This window comes from Prauserella sediminis (assembly GCF_014195435.1).
Taxonomy (GTDB): domain Bacteria; phylum Actinomycetota; class Actinomycetes; order Mycobacteriales; family Pseudonocardiaceae; genus Prauserella; species Prauserella salsuginis.
Window position 1 is genome coordinate 58,470 of sequence record NZ_JACIBS010000006.1, and the last position, 16,561, is coordinate 75,030.

At 70.4% G+C, this 16,561-nt stretch carries 14 protein-coding genes; 8 read left to right on the forward strand and 6 right to left on the reverse strand.

Annotated features, from left to right (window positions below; genetic code table 11):
- Positions 1–347: 347 nt before the first annotated feature.
- Positions 348–1,493, reverse strand: a complete 1,146-nt coding sequence (locus FB384_RS22780) for a polysaccharide pyruvyl transferase family protein (protein ID WP_183786882.1) — start codon at positions 1,491–1,493, stop codon at positions 348–350.
- An 82-nt stretch (positions 1,494–1,575) separates the two neighbouring features.
- Positions 1,576–2,154 carry a TetR/AcrR family transcriptional regulator gene (locus FB384_RS22785; protein WP_183786883.1) on the reverse strand — a complete coding sequence of 193 codons (579 nt, stop codon included), beginning with the start codon at positions 2,152–2,154 and terminating at the stop codon, positions 1,576–1,578.
- Between the two features lie 167 nt (positions 2,155–2,321).
- Here FB384_RS22785 and FB384_RS22790 point away from each other — a divergent pair, with 167 nt between their 5' ends.
- The 3 genes from FB384_RS22790 to FB384_RS22800 are packed head-to-tail and all read left to right on the forward strand — an operon-like array spanning position 2,322 to position 5,924.
- Entirely contained in the window at positions 2,322–2,795 is a 474-nt protein-coding gene (locus tag FB384_RS22790; RefSeq protein ID WP_183786884.1) for a (2Fe-2S)-binding protein, read from the forward strand.
- Positions 2,782–3,744: an FAD binding domain-containing protein gene (locus tag FB384_RS22795; RefSeq protein ID WP_183786885.1), complete on the forward strand. Its 963-nt coding sequence runs from the start codon at positions 2,782–2,784 to the stop codon at positions 3,742–3,744. The genes FB384_RS22790 and FB384_RS22795 overlap by 14 nt, the downstream gene beginning before the upstream one ends.
- A complete protein-coding gene (locus tag FB384_RS22800) occupies positions 3,741–5,924 on the forward strand; it encodes a xanthine dehydrogenase family protein molybdopterin-binding subunit (protein WP_183786886.1) in 2,184 nt (727 codons plus the stop codon). The genes FB384_RS22795 and FB384_RS22800 overlap by 4 nt, the downstream gene beginning before the upstream one ends.
- 71 nt (positions 5,925–5,995) lie before the next feature.
- On the opposite strand, the gene bla is transcribed toward FB384_RS22800, so the two are convergent.
- Positions 5,996–6,916, reverse strand: a complete 921-nt coding sequence (gene bla, locus FB384_RS22805) for a class A beta-lactamase (protein ID WP_183786887.1) — start codon at positions 6,914–6,916, stop codon at positions 5,996–5,998.
- A gap of 132 nt (positions 6,917–7,048) precedes the next feature.
- On the opposite strand from bla, the gene FB384_RS22810 reads away from it, so the two are divergent.
- Together FB384_RS22810 and FB384_RS22815 are read left to right on the forward strand one after the other, a co-directional pair.
- Complete coding sequence (locus FB384_RS22810; protein ID WP_183786888.1) at positions 7,049–8,065, forward strand: LysR family transcriptional regulator; 1,017 nt, start codon at positions 7,049–7,051, stop codon at positions 8,063–8,065.
- Positions 8,062–8,979: a serine hydrolase gene (locus FB384_RS22815; protein ID WP_323985410.1), complete on the forward strand. Its 918-nt coding sequence runs from the start codon at positions 8,062–8,064 to the stop codon at positions 8,977–8,979. The genes FB384_RS22810 and FB384_RS22815 overlap by 4 nt, the downstream gene beginning before the upstream one ends.
- A 4-nt stretch (positions 8,980–8,983) precedes the next feature.
- Here the strand turns inward: FB384_RS22815 and FB384_RS22820 are convergent, their stop codons facing one another.
- Positions 8,984–10,405: a CitMHS family transporter gene (locus tag FB384_RS22820; RefSeq protein ID WP_183786889.1), complete on the reverse strand. Its 1,422-nt coding sequence runs from the start codon at positions 10,403–10,405 to the stop codon at positions 8,984–8,986.
- A gap of 197 nt (positions 10,406–10,602) precedes the next feature.
- Between FB384_RS22820 and FB384_RS22825 the strand changes: the two genes are divergently transcribed.
- Both FB384_RS22825 and FB384_RS22830 read left to right on the forward strand, forming a co-directional pair.
- On the forward strand, positions 10,603–12,225 hold the full coding sequence (locus FB384_RS22825; RefSeq protein WP_221213560.1) for an ATP-binding protein: 1,623 nt from the start codon (positions 10,603–10,605) through the stop codon (positions 12,223–12,225).
- Between the two features lie 62 nt (positions 12,226–12,287).
- Positions 12,288–12,974 carry a response regulator gene (locus FB384_RS22830; protein WP_183786890.1) on the forward strand — a complete coding sequence of 229 codons (687 nt, stop codon included), beginning with the start codon at positions 12,288–12,290 and terminating at the stop codon, positions 12,972–12,974.
- 8 nt (positions 12,975–12,982) lie between these two features.
- On the opposite strand, the gene FB384_RS22835 is transcribed toward FB384_RS22830, so the two are convergent.
- Positions 12,983–13,621 carry a TetR/AcrR family transcriptional regulator gene (locus FB384_RS22835; protein WP_183786931.1) on the reverse strand — a complete coding sequence of 213 codons (639 nt, stop codon included), beginning with the start codon at positions 13,619–13,621 and terminating at the stop codon, positions 12,983–12,985.
- Between the two features lie 41 nt (positions 13,622–13,662).
- On the reverse strand, positions 13,663–15,165 hold the full coding sequence (locus FB384_RS27400) for a fatty acid desaturase (protein ID WP_183786891.1): 1,503 nt from the start codon (positions 15,163–15,165) through the stop codon (positions 13,663–13,665).
- Positions 15,166–15,363: 198 nt separating this feature from the next.
- On the opposite strand from FB384_RS27400, the gene FB384_RS22845 reads away from it, so the two are divergent.
- Positions 15,364–16,542 (forward strand): LLM class flavin-dependent oxidoreductase, encoded by a 1,179-nt coding sequence (locus FB384_RS22845; RefSeq protein WP_183786892.1) that lies wholly within the window; start codon positions 15,364–15,366, stop codon positions 16,540–16,542.
- The last annotated feature ends 19 nt before the right edge of the window (positions 16,543–16,561 follow it).

The window sequence follows — 16,561 nt, forward strand, 5'->3', positions numbered from 1 at the left end:
CCTTCACGCAGTTGCCTACCGGCTACCGATGCCGGTTGTGTCATTCGCAACGAGTTCTGCATTACTAAACTGCGTGCTTTCAGCATGCGCCGCACCCCATCGCGCGTCAAGGGGTGCACGAGACCAAAAATTGCGGCCTACCTGCGGAAACAGCGACCGTCGACGCGCCGCCGCCCGACGTGAGCCGCAAGGTCGACATCGCCGACCGCAGCGCGATCGTCACCCGCGGTCACGGCGTCGCTGAGCCACCGAACGCGCCGCGGCGCACTCCGGGATTACCCTGGGTGCGCTCCGACCACACGCGAGGCGGATCTTCGGGCAGCGCGGCGGCCGCACTCGCGGCGCGCTCAGGACCGTGCGTAGATCCGCTCGGCCACCGCGGCCTTACGGCCCCGCAGCTCCGCCACCGTGTCGGCCGGATATCCGCCCTTCTCCGGCACATCGGGAACGTCGGTTCCCGCAGCGTCGAGCATCGTCCAGCCACTGCCGAGTTCGATCAGGCTGCGGTGCTTCGTGTCGTAGTAGTCCGGCGACACGCTCATCGCGACGCCACGCGCACCGGCCGCCGCGGCGATCAGGTGCAGGTGGAATCGGGTCGAGATCCACAGCTGCCCCTCGAGCGCGGGAACACCGTCGCGCCACAGGTCCGAGAACGGCATGAACGACGCGCCGGGCAGATCGGCGGCGAGCAGGTCGTACACGGCACGGTCGACCCGCGGAATCGCTTCGACGAACGTCACGTCACCCGGCTCGACGTCCCAACTGCGCAGAATCCCCTTCACCCGGCCCGCGAGCGCGGGAGGGCCGAGTTCGCCGATGTCCGATTGCACGCACACCATGACCGCGCGCGTGTAGTCCTGGAACCAGGTCTCCGGCACGTCGAGGAACACGTCGTCACACGTGAACCCGGCGGGCGCGGCCACCGCGAGCAGTTCGGCGGAGTCGCGGTCGCGCACGTCCACGACGTCGAACCGGGCGGCGAGCGAGTACAGCAGCTCCGCGACGTCGGGTGCGGCCGGGAGGAACCCCTGCCCGGTCATGGCGAGGCGAGCGCCCGAACGCACGCTCCCGGCGATGGCACCCGCGAGGAGCCCCGCGTGCTGCGGCCACAGCGCGTTGACGTACCCGCCGCCGATCAGGTGGATCACGTCCGCCGTCGCGAGCAACTCCACCCCGGGCCGGCAACGCGGCGCCAACCCGGGGTCGTGGATGACCTTGCGGACCCAGGCCACGACCGCCCACGGTTCGGGATCCGGGGCCTCGACCGCGAGCCGCCACAGCGTGTTCGTACACCGCAGATTGGGGTGCAGTCCGGCGAGCATCACCTGAGCCGTGCCGGGCGTGTGACAGTCGAGCCACACCTCCGCGTCCGGCTCGGTGCGAGCCAGGTATCGGAGCCAGGTCGCGGCGACCAGCTCGTCACCGAAGTTGGGCAGCCCGGTGGGGCCGACGAGATAGATCCGACGTGGTGACGACGGGTCAGCGTGGGACATACCGATGCACGCTAGCACCACGGCGCGATCCCCGGCCGCGCAACGCCTTCATGCCCGGCGGGGTGTCGACCGCCGCGGCTCCTCAGTCCGCGCGGATGCCGCGCCACACCACGTCGGTCAGCTTCGCGACCTCGGTCTTCCAGTCGCCCTGCGGGTCGAGATGGAACAGTCCGAAAAGGCAGCGGATGACGGTTTCGACCTCGGTGTCCGCCCGCACCTTGCCCGCGTCGACGTTCGCACGCAGCAGATCCGACAGCGCGCAGCGCATCCGGTCGAACGCACTGGCAGGAAGCGAGCCGGATTCCTCGGCAGTCGCGCTGACCCGCCGCAGCGCCTCGGCCAGCCCGCGTTTGGTCATCATGTAGTGCGCGAGGTGGTCCATGATCCACGTCCGGAACGCCACCTCGGGTTCCCGCTCGGCGAGCAGCGCCGGCACTGCTTCGACGATGTGGTCCACTTCGCGTTCGTACACCGCGAGGATCAGCGATGCGGGAGTCGGGAAGTGCCGGTAGACGGTGCCGACACCCACGCCCGCCTGCTTCGCGATCGCGTTGAACGACACCTCGCCGGTCCTCGTCAGCGATGCGGCCGCCGCAGCGAGGATCACCTCGTGATTGCGGCGGGCGTCAGCGCGCCGGCCGCTCACCGACCCGGTGGACATCGCCCCTCCCGCACTCGCTCGCCCCCGATTCACTGACCCGCGTAGCGTACCCGTTGCCGAACGGATAGGTATCCGCTAGTGTCGTCGGCGTCGCGACCGGATACCTATCCGCTTCCGTCTCTCCCTTCCGCCCTCGAAGCGCATCCGAACTGCGCGGAACGGATCCCATGGACATCGCACTCCAGATCAACGGCACCACCGAACACCTCGACATCGCCCCCGGCGTCACCCTCCTGGACGCCTTACGCGAACACCTCGGCATCACCGGCCCGAAAAAGGGCTGCGACCGCGGCCAGTGCGGCGCCTGCACCGTCCACATCGGAGGAAGGACGGCGCTGTCCTGTCTCACCCTGGCCGCCACCGTGAGAGACCCCGTCACCACCGTGGAAGGACTGTCCACTTCCGACGGCCTCCACCCGGTGCAGCAGGCGTTCGCCGATCAGGACGCCCTGCAGTGCGGGTTCTGCACACCCGGGCAGATCATGTCGGCCGTCGCCGCCGCTGCGCAGGGTATCGACGACCCCGACGAGGTTCGCGAGTTCATGTCGGGAAACCTCTGCCGCTGCTCGGCCTACCCGAACATCGTCGCCGCCGTCCGCCGGGCCGGCGCCGAGGAAAGGCGAACCGATGCGACCGTTTGAGCTCACCGTGCCGGCGACCGTCGACGAGGCCGTCGCGAGCGGACACACCTTTCTGGCCGGTGGCACGACCCTCGTCGACCTCATGAAACTCGACGTCGTCACACCGCCGCGCGTCGCCGACATCACGGCCCTCCCGCTCCGCGGGATCAGCACCGAGGACGGCTTGCGCATCGGAGCCCTCGAACGCATGAGTGACGTCGCCGCGCACCCCGGCGTGCCGCCGGCCATCACCCGCGCCCTGACGCTCAGCGCGTCACAACAGCTGCGCAACATGGCCACCATCGGCGGAAATTTGATGCAGCGCACCCGGTGCGGCTATTTCCGCGACACCACGATGCCGTGCAACAAACGCAGTCCCGGCAGCGGATGCGGTGCGATCGGCGGAACCAACCGCATGCACGCCGTCCTCGGCGCGAGCCGGCACTGCGCCGCCACGCACGCCAGCGATCTGGCCGTCGCCCTCGTCGCGCTGGACGCCGAGCTCCGGATCACCGGCCCGGACGGTACACGCGCCCTCCCGCTGACCGATTTCTACCGCACCCCGGGCGACACCCCGGACATCGAGAACGATCTGCGGTCCGGCGAGCTGATCACGGACGTCCTCGTCCCGCATCCCGAGCACGCGGCCAACTCGACCTACGTCAAGATCCGCGACCGCCGTTCCTACGAGTTCGCACTGTGTTCGGTCGCGGCGACGCTCGAGGTCACCGGCGGCGTCGTCGCGGAGGCGCGAATCGCCGCGGGCGGGGTCGGCACGATCCCGTGGCGCCTTCCCGGGGTCGAGGCCGCGCTACGCGGCGAACCGGCCACCGAATCGTCGTTCGCGGCGGCAGCCGAGATCGCCGCCCACGGCGCGGAACCGCTGGCACACAACGGATTCAAGGTGCCGCTGCTGAAACGGACCCTCGTCCGCGCCCTGCTCGAACTGACCGGAGGAGGCGAGCGATGATCGCCAGGCCGGACGCCCCGCTCAAGGTCACCGGGAGCGCCACGTACGCGCTCGACAACGTCATCGACGGTGCCGCCCACGGCTTTCTGCTGCTCAGTACGGTCGCCCATGGCGAGGTGGCGTCGATGGACGTCGGCGCCGTCCGCTCGGCACCGGGCGTGCTCGGCGTGTACACGCCGTTCGAGCCTCTCACGTTACATCCGGTCAACTCGCCGTTACTCGGTCCGATGTGGCTTCCGCTGCAGGACACGAACGTGACGTTCCACGGCCAGCCGATCGGTTTCGTCGTCGCGGAGACCTTCGAGCAGGCGCGGGACGCCGCGGGGCTCGTCGAGGTCACCTACGACGAGCGGCCGGCGGCCACCTCGTTCGCCGACGGACTCGCGTCGGCCGTCGACGCGCAGCCCGCCGCGAGTGAGGCCCCGCCCTCGCTCTCCGTACTGGCCGACGGGGTCGCCTCGATCGAGGACGCGCTCGAGGCGAGCGATGTGACGATCGACGCGACGTACGAGACCGCAGCGCAGAACCACGCGGCGATGGAACCTCACTCCGCCGTAGCGGTGTGGGCGGGCGGCGAGCTGACCGTGTACACCGGAAACCAGGCCTCCCACCTCGTGGCCTCCGACCTCGCCGGTGGCCTCGGACTGCCCGCCGATGCGGTGCGGGTCGTCAATCCCGTCGTGGGCGGCGCGTTCGGCGGAAAGGCCACGTCGATGCCTGCCGTGCTCGCCGCTGCCGCGGCACGGGAGCTCGGCAGGCCGGTCAGAGCGGCGCTCACCCGCGAGCAGGTCTTCACCGCCACCGCCAACCGGCCCGCGACCGTGCAGCGCATCACCCTCGGCGCACGCGGGAACGGCGCGCTAGTCGCCGTGCGGCACGACTCGTGGTCGTCGACCACGCCGGACCTCGGCTTCGTCGAACCGACCTCGCACGGCACGTCGCGTCGGTGGTACCGCACCGAGAACCTCGAGATCAGTCAGAAGGCGGTGCCGCTCAACATCCCGCCCGCGACCTTCATGCGCGCGCCGGGTGAAGGTCCGGGATCGTTCGCCCTCGAGAGCGCGATCGACGAATTGGCAGCGTCGCTCGGGATGGATCCGATCGCGCTGCGCACGCGCAACAATTCGGCCGCCCCTCCCGGCAAGGACCTGCAGTGGTCCGGCAAACACCTCGACGAGTGCTTCGAGATCGGGGCGGCCCGGTTCGGCTGGGCCCAGCGATCACCCGGCGGCCGGGTCGACGGCGACTGGCTGGTCGGTATGGGAACCGCGACGGCGATGTTCCCGGGTCTGCGATTCCCGGCAACGGTCGGTGTGACACTGCATGCCGACGACACCGCCACGGTCGCGGCCTCCGGGGCCGACCCCGGTACCGGCCTGCTGGGCGTGCTGGGGATCGTGGCTGCCGAGTCGCTCGACGTCGATCGGGACCGCGTCACCCCGCTGCTCGGCGATTCACGACTTCCGCCGGGCGGCCTGTCCGGCGGTTCCACGGCGACCGCGAGCGCGGGTTCGGCGACGATGGTGGCCGCGAGCACGGTGATCGAGCAGCTGCTCACGCTCGCCGCGTCACCCGACGGCCCGTTCCGTGATCGCGAGGTCGGCTACGCCCACGGCAGGGTGTACGCCCTCGACGGCGCGGACCGCGCACCGATGACGTTCGGCGAGGTGCTGCGGTCGACCGGTCGCGACACACTGGGCACCACCGGCACCACCGCCCCCGGGGAGGAGACGACGAAACACTCGTTCGGCTCGTGGGGAGCCCAGTTCTGCGAGGTGCGAGTGCACCGGTTGACCAGGGAGATCCGCGTGTCGCGGCTGCTGGGCGTGTTCGACGCGGGCCGGATCATCAACCCGCAGGCGGCGCGGAGCCAGCTCATGGGCGGGATGATCTGGGGTGTGTCCGCAGCGCTCCACGAGGGCATCGAGTTCGACGCCGACGGCAGGGTCGCCACTCGCGACCTCGCCGACTACCTCCTTCCCGTCAACGCCGACATCCCCGACGTGGACGTGCGGTTCGTCGAGCATCCCGACACCTTGCTCAGCGATCTCGGCGCCCGTGGGCTCGGCGAGATCGGCCTCGTCGGGATGGCGGCGGCCGTGGCCAACGCCGTCCACAACGCCACCGGGGTCCGCGTGCGACGAATCCCCATCCGGCTGGAGGATCTGCTCGACGTTTGAGACGTCCGCCCCGCCGCGGGGCGGTTCTGCGGGACCGTTCCGGAGACCCGCCCCGCGGCACGCCACGGTCGCTAGACGTCCCCACCGGTGAGGCGCCGGCACGCGGACTCGGCGACGGCGGCGATCGGTTCGCTGAGGGTGTCGTCCTCGTAGTGCGTGCCCCGGGTGAACGCCGCGACGACCAGCGGGACGCCGTCGGGTGTCCACGTGATGCCGACGTCGTTGCGCACGCCGTACCAGCCCGATCCGGTCTTGTCCGCCAGTTTCCAGCCCGCCGGCACGCCGGAACCGAACACCGGACCGGCGGTCCGGTTCGCCAGCATCCACGTGGTCAGCAGCCGCCGGTCCGCCCTGGGCAGCGCGCTGCCCAGCACGAGTGTTCCGAACGTCCGCGCGATCGCCCGCGGCGAGGTGGTGTCCCGCTCGTCGCCGGGCGCACCGGTGCTCATCTCCGGTTCCCACCGGTCGATCCGGGTGACCGGGTCGCCGACCGACCGCGCGAACCCGGTGACGCCGGCGGGGCCGCCGAACTCGCGCATGAGGAGGTTCGTGGCCGTGTTGTCGCTGACCGTCACCGCCGCCTCGACGAGCTGCGAGACCGTCAGACCATTTCGGATGGTGACCTCGGTGACCGGCGAGTTGATCACCAGGTCGTCGGCGGTCCAGGTGAGCCTTCGGTCCCGCACGCTCGACGGGAAGTCGCGCAGGATCCGCGCGGCCAGCAGCACCTTGAACACCGAGCAGATCGGAAACCTCTCGTCGGGCCGATGTTCCAGCGTCGCACCCGTGCGCGCATTGATCGCGACGACGCCGAGGCGCCGCCGGTACGTGCGTTCCAGCTCGGTGAACTCCTCGTCCACGCGTTCCTCGCCACCCGCACTCCGCTGCGGCGCGCTGCCGGCCGCCGCCGTGGCCGGCAGGCCGACCGTCACCGCTCCGGCCGCCGCTCCCGCGAGCACGGCGCGCCTGCTCAGCCCTTCCCTGCTGTCCACCCGCATCTCCTCCCTGTTCGTTCGGAGCGAACGATGGCACCGGGACGGCCCGCCCGTCCAAGGACGCACACGCATGAGCCCATGTCGGCGCGACATAGGACACGACTCCGCCCGTACGCGATACTGTGCACTGTGGATCTGGTGCTGCATCTGCGCGGTTTCGTCGCCGTCGCCGAGGAACTCAGTGTGTCGGAGGCAGCGCTGCGGCTCGGTCTGGACCAGCCGCTGCTGAGCCGTCGCCTTCGCACGTTGGAGCGCGAACTGGGCGTCGAACTCGTCGACCGATCACGCAGGCAGATCGCGTTGACACCGGACGGCGTGGCGCTGCTGCCACGTGCCCGCCATCTCGTCGAGCAGGCCGATCATCTCGTGCGCACCATCCGCGACGCCGACCCGACGATCGTCACGCTGGCTGCTCCCTCCGAGTCGGATCCCGCCGCGCTCGCCCGGCTGCTGCGGCTGCTCGACGACGCGCAGCTGGCCGTCGACCTCACATGCGACAACGGAGGTGAGCCACCCGCCGACAGCTCCTGGACGATCGTCCGCTGCGAGCCCGCGTCGGCACGGTGGACGGTGCGGCTCGGTGCCGCGTCCGCACCCGGCGGGAGCGACCGTCCCGTCCGGTTGAGCGGGCTGCGGCCTCGGCGCGGGGCCGCCGCACGTCCCGTCCTCGTACTGCCGCACGATCTGGAGCCCCCGCAGGGCGAACGGCTCCACGCCGCGGCCGACGCCGCCGGCCTGTCGCCCGCGCTGCTGCGGGCGAAGCCACCCCACATCGCGTTCGCCGAGGCGCTGGCCGGCCGGGCGCACCTGTTCTGCACCGCGGCCGAGGCTCGTCGGCACGGTCTGTCGTGGGCACCGTTGGCCGATCCCCCGATGCTGCGGGGATACCGGCTCGCCGAACGCGATCCCCTGCCGGCCGCGCTCGCCCGTGGTCCACTGCGGACGCACGCTCTGGACCTGCTCGGCGCCGCCGTCTCCGCCGAACCGGACACCCCGGTGCCGAGTCCTTCCGACTCACCCGACTCCGACTCACCTGACTCCGGCTCACCCAATTCCGGCTCACCCAATTCCGGGGCGCCCGACTCCGGCTCACCCGGCGCTGTGGCACCCGGCCGCGCGCCACTGCGATCGAAGGAGCGGACGTGACCACACCGCCGATGTCGGGCGATTCGGCCGAGCTCCTCCAACTGGCCGACCACATCTGCAACCGCTGGCGCGACCTCCGTGTCCACGGAGGATTCGTCGCCCGCAACATCGACACCGGCCGCCAGCTCTGCGTCGACCCCGACCGGCCCTGGCCGCTCGCCTCCGTGGCCAAGGTGCCGCTGGCCCTCGTGGTCGCCGACCGGATCGCGCAGGGCGAGCTGGCCGGCGGCACGATGGTGACCCTCGAGCCCGCGGAACGCAGCCACGGCCCCACGGGACTGTCGGCGTTCCGGCATCCCGCGACGTGCGCGATCGACGACCTGCTGCTCCAGATGATCACAGTCAGCGACAACGCCGCCGCGGACGCGCTGTTCGAGCTCGTTCCACCACCCGAGGTCACCTCCCGGCTGCGCCAGTGGGGCGTGGACGCGATCCACGTCCGCCACCCGATGCAGTTGATGTACGAGGCCGCGACCCGGGTCGCCGGACCCGATTTCACGCTCGGGCGCCGCCTCGCCGTGGAAGGCGCCCGCCCGAGGGGCGGTCACGTGATCGACTCGCTCGACGTGCACCGCGCGACCGTGGGATCCGCCGCCGCACTCGTCGACCTCCTGTGCCGCATCTGGACCGGCGACATCGCCGAGCCTGCCGCCACCGCGACCGTGCGCGAGGCCATGTCCCGGCAGGTCACCAGCCCTCGCATCGGCGCCGACCTCCAGGCCGACGACATCCGGATCGCGGGCAAGACCGGCTCGTTCCTGACGTTGCGCCACGAGATCGGCGTCGTCGAGTACGGCACGTCCCGGGTCGCGGTCGCCGCGCTCACGACCTCCGAACGCACCGCCAGGATCCAGCACGACGTCGACCTCGCCATCGGTGCGGCGGTCCGTGATGCCGTCGAAGCCCTGGCCTGACGACCTACAGTGCGACGATCCCGAGCGGAACGGCGACCGCGAGCATCGCGATGCTGAAGGCCCACATCGGCAGGAACGAGTAGCGGATGTGCTTGCCCATGTCGACGCCGGCGAGTCCGATGCCGAGCCACACCGAGGCGTTGAACGGGCTGATGTATGTCCCGATCACGTTGCCGATGAGTACGGCGTACACCACCGTGAGCGAACCGACACCCAGTTGGGCCGCCGCGTCGTGCACGAGCGGCAACAGCGCGAAGTAATGCGCGTCCGTGCTCAGCGCCAGTTCGAGCGGCATCCCGAGTACACCGACGATCAGGTGCAACAGCGGCACGACCGAGTCCGGCAGCAGGTTGATCAGATCGGTCGCCAGCGACCGCAGCATGCCCGACTCCTCCAGCACGCCGAGGAAACAGCCGGCGGCGAGGATGATCGCTCCGGTACCGAGGGCACCACCGCCGTGGGCGCGGATGCGCTCCATCTGGTCGGACACCCTCGGGTAGTTCACCACGAGCGCGGCGCTCAGGCCCAACATGAAGACCAGACCCGCGGGCAGCACGTCCGCCACCAGGACACCCAGCAGCGTCACGACGAGCGGTCCGTTGAACCAGGGCCGGTACGGCTTGCCCGCCACCGCCTCGGAGTGCCCGTCGCCGGCCACGGAGTCGTCCGCGCCGGTCGACGAGTCACCGGAGCCGCTCGCCGGCTTGTCCGGAACGGCGGAGTCGCCGGAACCCGCGGAGCTGCCACCGGTGCCGGTCGATCGGGCGCCCGCCAGGACCGGTTCCGGCTCCGTCATCGCGACGGCCCGCGCGGCGATCCGCCGGTTCTCCCGCAGTCCGAGCAGCGCGGCCATGCCGAGCAACATGACGATGCCCACGATCTGCAGCGGGATCAGACCCTGCCACAGCTCGATCGGGTCGTGGCCGGTGGACGCGGCGGCGCGGCCCACCGGACCGCCCCACGGCAGCATGTTCAGGATCGCCATGCTGGTGCTGAGCAGCAGCATCAGCAGGTACGGGCTCATCCCGAGCCGCTTGTACAGCGGGAGCAGCGCGGGAATCGCGATCAGGTACGACGTGGCACCGGAACCGTCGAGGTGGCAGACCACCCCGATGATCACCGTGACCATGGCGACGCCGACGACATTGCCCCGGCTGATCCGCACCATCAGGTTGATCATCGGGTTGAACAGGCGGACGTCGTTCATGATGCCGAAGAACAGGATGGCGAACACCAGCATCACGGCCACGTTCAACACCGAGGCGAGCCCCGATTCGAAGAACTCGCCGATCTCCTCGGCGTTGAACCCCGCCAGGAAGGCCCCGACCGTCGGAATGACGGTCAGTCCTACGACGGGAGCGATCCGGCCGAGGATCAGCAGCGTCGATATCGCTGCGATCACCCCGAAGCCGACGATACTGAGCATGGGCGCTTCTCCTGCCTCCGTTGGTCACCGAGTTCGCCCGCCGGCACGCTCCGGGGAGGGTGTTTCACCCGGATGTACGGCGATTTGCGACATCATGAACCGGGCGTGGCCGCGCCCACGAGCGTTGTGTGCATTGGATCGGTAATGGTCGTATTGGTCTCACCCGCATCACCGGCGGCCGTCGCGGAGCCGGCGTCGTGACGGCCCGCCGCATCCGGTGCGGCCGTCCCAGGCTGTCGCTGACGGGGTACCTGTTCCTCTCGATCACGATTCTGCTGCTCGGAGCCCTGCTCGCTGCCGGTACACTGTGGACGGTCAATCAGTATCGCGAGGTGCGCGACGAGTACACCGAACGTGCATTGACGCTCGCCCAGTCCGTCGCCGAGCTGCCGAGCGTGCGGGACTACCTCGCCGACCCCCGGCATCGCGGCGACATCGCGCCGCTCGCCGAGCGCATCCGTCGCGCCGCGGAGGTGCGCTACGTCGTGATCGTCGACGCAGACGGCATCCGCCACTCCCATCCGGACCCGGCCCAGATCGGCGGGCGGCCGCACACCGACCCCGCACACGTGCTCGCAGGCAACACCTGGACGGGGACCGAATGGGGTCCCGCCGGGCTGACCCTGCGCACCCGGGTGCCCGTGGAATCCCGGGCGGGAGACGTCGTCGGCTACGTGTCGGTCGGCGTGCTGTCCTCACGGGTGTCGCTCGCGGCCACCAGCACACTGCCCACGATCGGCGCGGGGCTGCTGCTCGCGCTCGTCGTCGGCGCGGGCGGTGCGTGGCTCATCTCGCGCCGGATCCGGGCGAAGACGCACGGGCTCGAACCGCGGGAGATCACCGAGCTCCTCGAAAGCAGGGAAGCCCTCCTCTACGCCATCTCCGAGGGCGTACTCGCGGCCGACTCCGACGGAGCGGTGCTGCTCGCCAACGACTCGGCACGCACGATGCTCGATCTGCCCGACGACTGTGTCGGCCGCAGCCCGGCCGACCTGGGCCTGCACCCACGGCTGCGTGCGATGCTGGCGGGCACGGAGGACACGACCGGCGAGCTGTTCCTGCCCGTCGGCGACCGCCTCCTGGTGTGCGAGCACCGGGCCGTGCGCATCGGCGATCAGGGCACGGGCAGGCTCGTCACCCTGCGCGACCACACCGAACTTGTCCGGCTCGGCGGTGAACTCGACGGTGTGCGCACCATGGTCGGCGGACTTCGGGCGCAGACCCACGAGTTCGCCAACCGGATCCACACGGTGAGCGGAATGCTCGACCTGGGTGCCGTCCCGGAGGCCAGGCAGTATCTGGCCGAGCTCTCGGCCACGACGACCGAGGCCTCGACCCGGGTGTCGGAGCACGTCGCCGACACCGCGCTCGCCGCGCTCGTGCTGGCGAAATCCGCACAGGCCGCCGAGCAGGGCGTCGACTTCGAGCTCGCTGCGCTCAGTGACGTGCCCGCAGACCTGCCGCAGCGCCTGCGAGACGACGCGCTGCTCGTCGTCGGCAACCTCGTCGACAACGCGCTCGACGCCGTCGGCAGCGCCGGCTGGGTCGAACTGCTCGTCCGCCTGCACGACGACGACCACCGCCTGCTGGAAGTACGGGTCACCGACTCCGGGCCCGGCATCGACCCCGCGCTCGGGGACGACGTGTTCACCGCGGGCGTGAGCACCAAGGACCGCACACCGGGTGGATACGCCCCTCGGGGACTCGGCCTGGCACTCGTGCGCCAGGCGTGCACCCGGTGGGGCGGCTGGGTCGACGTCGACTCCGCCGAGGAGACCGTGTTCAGCGCGTTCCTGCCCGTGCGGGAAGATGCGCGATAGCGCGTCCGGCCCCGGCCGGACGCCGCGCCCCGGACCCGCCGAGATCCACGAGAGGTGCCCTGGTGCTGTCGGTGCTCGTTGTCGACGACGACGCGCGCGTGGCCCGCAACCACGCGGACTGTGTCGCGTCGATGCGCGGGTTCGCCGTCACGGCGGTCGTGCACACCGGCGCGGCGGCGCTGGAGGCGGTGGAGGCGCACCGGCCGGATCTGGTGCTGCTCGACCTCTACCTGCCCGACATGTCGGGCATCGACGTTCTCAGGCAGCTGCGGACCACGAGCGGGGCCGGCGGCACTGCGCCCGCGGACGTGCTCGTCATCAGCGCGCTGCGCGACGTCGACAGTGTCCGCAGGGCCATGCACGGCGGCGCCGTCTACTACCTGATCAAGCCGTTCGACCTCGACGCGCTGCGCGAACAGCTGGAACGTTTCGCCGCCACGAGGGACAAGCTCAGCGGCGTCGATCAGGTCACGCAGCGTGACGTGGACAGCGTGTTCGGGGTCCAACGGCCCACCACCCGACAAGAGCTACCGAAGGGCCTCACCGCCGAGACTGCCAGGTTGGTGGCCGAGACACTGCGCGCGGCGGGATCGGACCTGTCGGCCGTCGAGGTCGCCGAACGCGCCGGGATCGCCCGTGTCACCGCGCGCCGGTATCTCGAATACCTGTGCGCCGACGGCCGGGCCGAACTGCGCATGCGTTACGGCTCGGCGGGCCGCCCCGAACACCGCTACCGCTGGGTCAGGTAGCGCGCGGGTCAGCGCCCGCCGTACCGCAGCGGGGGCCCCGAGGCACCGTCGTCGAGGACCCTCCGGACCAGCCACGCCAGGCCGTCGGCAGTGCGCTCCGGCGTGTCCGACGGTTGCATGACATGACTCAGGACGGCGCGCACGACCACGTCGACGACCACGTCGACCTGCTCATCGGACACGCCCGACGGATACGACCGCACGCGCTCGGACAGGAGGGTCGTCGCATCGGTGATCAGCGCGTCGGCCCGCGTCGTCAGCAGCGGCAACAGCTCGGTGTCGGCGCCGTGGGTGGCCGACGCGACGGCACGCAGCAGCACGTTGTCGGCTGCGAGAGCAAGCACGCCCCTGACTGCGTCGTAGACCGCGCCCGGGAGGTCGCGCGGGTGGCGGTCGAACGCACCGCGGACCAGGGCGAGGAACCGGTCGAGCTCGTGGCCGACCATGACCTCGGCCAGCGCCGTCTTCGACCCGACCTCGTTGTACACCGTCTGGCGGCTGACACCGACACTCTCGGCCAACCTGGCCATCGTGACGGCCGCCCAGCCCTCACGCGCCGTGATCTCGATGGCCGCGACGACGATCGGCTGCCGATACTGACCGCCGACCGCCGTCGCGGCCGCGAGAGTGTCACCCATGATCACCATTCTAGGCGGACGCTCCCCGGTCAGGTCCGCCGCGAACCGCGTCACGCCCGCGCCGTCCCCGCGACGACGAAGTCGACCTTCTCCCGGACCCCACAGTCCGGGCAGCACCACGAGTCAGGGATCGCCGACCACGGCGTCCCCGCCGGAAAGCCCTCCCGCGGGTCCCCCGTCCGCTCGTCGTAGACGTACCCGCAGCCGGGACACATTCCCCCACCGGTCGCGTCGCCACGGAAGTCGGCGCCCACTGCCTCGTTCGCGGTCCCCGGCGTCGTGGCCCCCTCGGGCACGGTGGCCTCGGGCGCCTCCGGCGCCGTGGCCTCCTTCAGCGCCTCCGGCGTAGTGATCTCCTCGGGCGCCTCCGGCGTGGTGGCGTGCCCGTACCGGGCGAGGACCTTCGCCCGCTTGCTCGGCTGGATGTTGGCGCGGGAGATGTCCCCGTCGAAATGCTCGAGGACCCGAGGGTCCATCACACGCCGCCACAGCGGCGGCACCAGGGCGAGCACGATCATTCCCGCGTACCCGGTGGGCAGCACCGGCGACTCGGCGAAGTCCCGCAGGGTCTGATAGCGGCGGGTCGGGTTGGCGTGGTGGTCGCTGTGCCGCTGCAGGTGGTAGAGCAGCACGTTCGTCGCGATGTTGTTGGAGTTCCAGCTGTGGCTGGGGTCGACGCGCTCGTACCGGCGCCGGCCGGGTGTGCCCCGCTGCTGCCGCAGCATGCCGTAGTGCTCCATGTAGTTCACGACTTCCAGCAGCGAGAACCCGACCACTGCCTGGATCAGCAGGTACGGCAGCACACCGATGCCCAGCCAGGCGATCAGCAGCGCCCACAGCACGGCCGACATGAGCCAGGCATTGAGCACATCGTTGCCGATCCGGTACGGATGCCGGTCGCGCCTGGCGTAGCGCTTGCGCTCGAGTCGCCAGGCCGAACGCAGCGAGCCGGCGACGGTGCGGGGCCAGAACCGGTAGAAGCTCTCCCCCACCCGGCTGCTCGCAGGGTCCTCGGGCGTCGCCACCCGCACGTGGTGCCCGCGGTTGTGCTCGATGTAGAAGTGCCCGTAGAAGCTCTGGGCGAGCGCGATCTTCGACAGCCACCGCTCGTGGCTCTCCTTCTTGTGGCCCAGTTCGTGCGCGGTGTTGATACCGATGCCGCCGACACAGCCGACCGTGATCGCCAGCCCCACACTGTCCACGGTGGACAGCCCGCCACGCATGATCATCCACAGCGCGACGACGAATCCCGCGTACTGGATCGGCAGGAACGCGTACGTGATCCACCGGTAGTACCGGTCGTTCTCGAGCTGTTCGATCACCTCGTCCGGCGGGTTGCTCCGGTCCAGCCCGGCCACGAGATCGAGCACCGGGACGACGATCAGGATCACGACGGGCCCCAGCCACAGCCACACGCCCCAGCCGGTCGCCGCATGCAGGCCGATCGCCAGGAACACCAGAGACGGCACGACCAGACCGATCAACCACAGGTACCGCTTGCGGTCGGTCCACCGCTCCGTCGAGCCGGCGGGCACCGTTGCCTTCGCGCTCATCACAGACCTCCTCGACGTGGCTTTACATGAGACTAAGGGTTGTAAACCTGAATGGACAACCGTGACCCCCTCGTACATCACCCGTACGGGCGGGAAGCCGGGGCGGCCGAGGTGTCGAATATCTGGACAACCACCGGATGTGATCCGGCTTACGTTCGGAGGGACCGCCGTGAGCACCACGAGCTCAAGGAGAGCCCCATGGACCGATTGCGCTTCGGCACTTTTCTCGCCCCGTTCCATCCCGCAGGCGAGAACCCGACGCTGGCACTGCAGCGCGACCTCGAACTCGTCGAACATCTGGACGCCTGCGGGTACGACGAGGCGTGGATCGGTGAACACCACTCGGCGGGCACCGAGTTGATCGCGTCACCGGAGATCTTCATGGCCGCGGCCGCCGAACGAACGCGGCGGATCAAGCTGGGCACCGGCGTGACCTCGATCGCCTACCACAATCCGCTGTGGGTTGCCGAGCGCATGGTGCTGCTCGACCACCTGACGCGCGGCCGGACGATGCTCGGCTGTGGTCCCGGGTCGCTGCCGAGCGACTCGATGATGTTGGGGCTCACGCCGACGGACACGCGTGAGCTCATGGAGGTCGACCTCGACATCATCATGCGACTGCTCCGCGGCGAGGCCGTCACCGAGCAGACCAGGACGCACAACCTGGTCGACGCGCGGCTGCACCTGCGGCCCTACACCGAGCCGTGCTTCGACATCGCCGTCGCGGCGGTCGCCTCCCCGACGGGCCCCCGGCTTGCCGGCAGGTACGGAGCCGGGCTGCTGTCGATCGGCGCCACGATGACGCAGGACGGATTCGACGCGCTCGCCCACCACTGGGGCGTCGTCGAGGAGCGGGCGGCCCACTACGGGCAGCCGGTCTCCCGGCGGGACTGGCGTCTCGTGGGTCTGATGCACGTGGCAGAGACCCGCGAGCAGGCCTACCGCGACGTCGAGTACGGCATCGAGACGTGGTTCGACTACTTCCAGAAGACGGCCGCGTTCCCGCAGATGGCCGTCGAAGGGAACCGCCTACGGGAGATGATCGACTTCATCAACGAGGCCGGTGTCGGCGCGATCGGCACCGTCGACGACGCCCGCGCCCAGGTGCAGCGGCTGTGGGACCAGTCGGGCGGGTTCGGCTGCATGCTGCTGCTCGCCCACGAATGGGCCAACCCGGCCGCGACGAAACGCTCCTACGAACTCATCGCCCAGCACGTGATGCCGCACTTCCAGGGCGGGTCCGTCTCGCACGCGGACCAGACGCTCGCCGCGAAGCAGCGCGCCCGCAGCACCCGCGAGGACTACGCCGCAGCACAGCTCCAGGCCGTGGCGACGATGACCGAGCGTTACGAGCAGGAGAAGGCGGAGCGGTCCTGATCGCCACAGGCGGGTGACG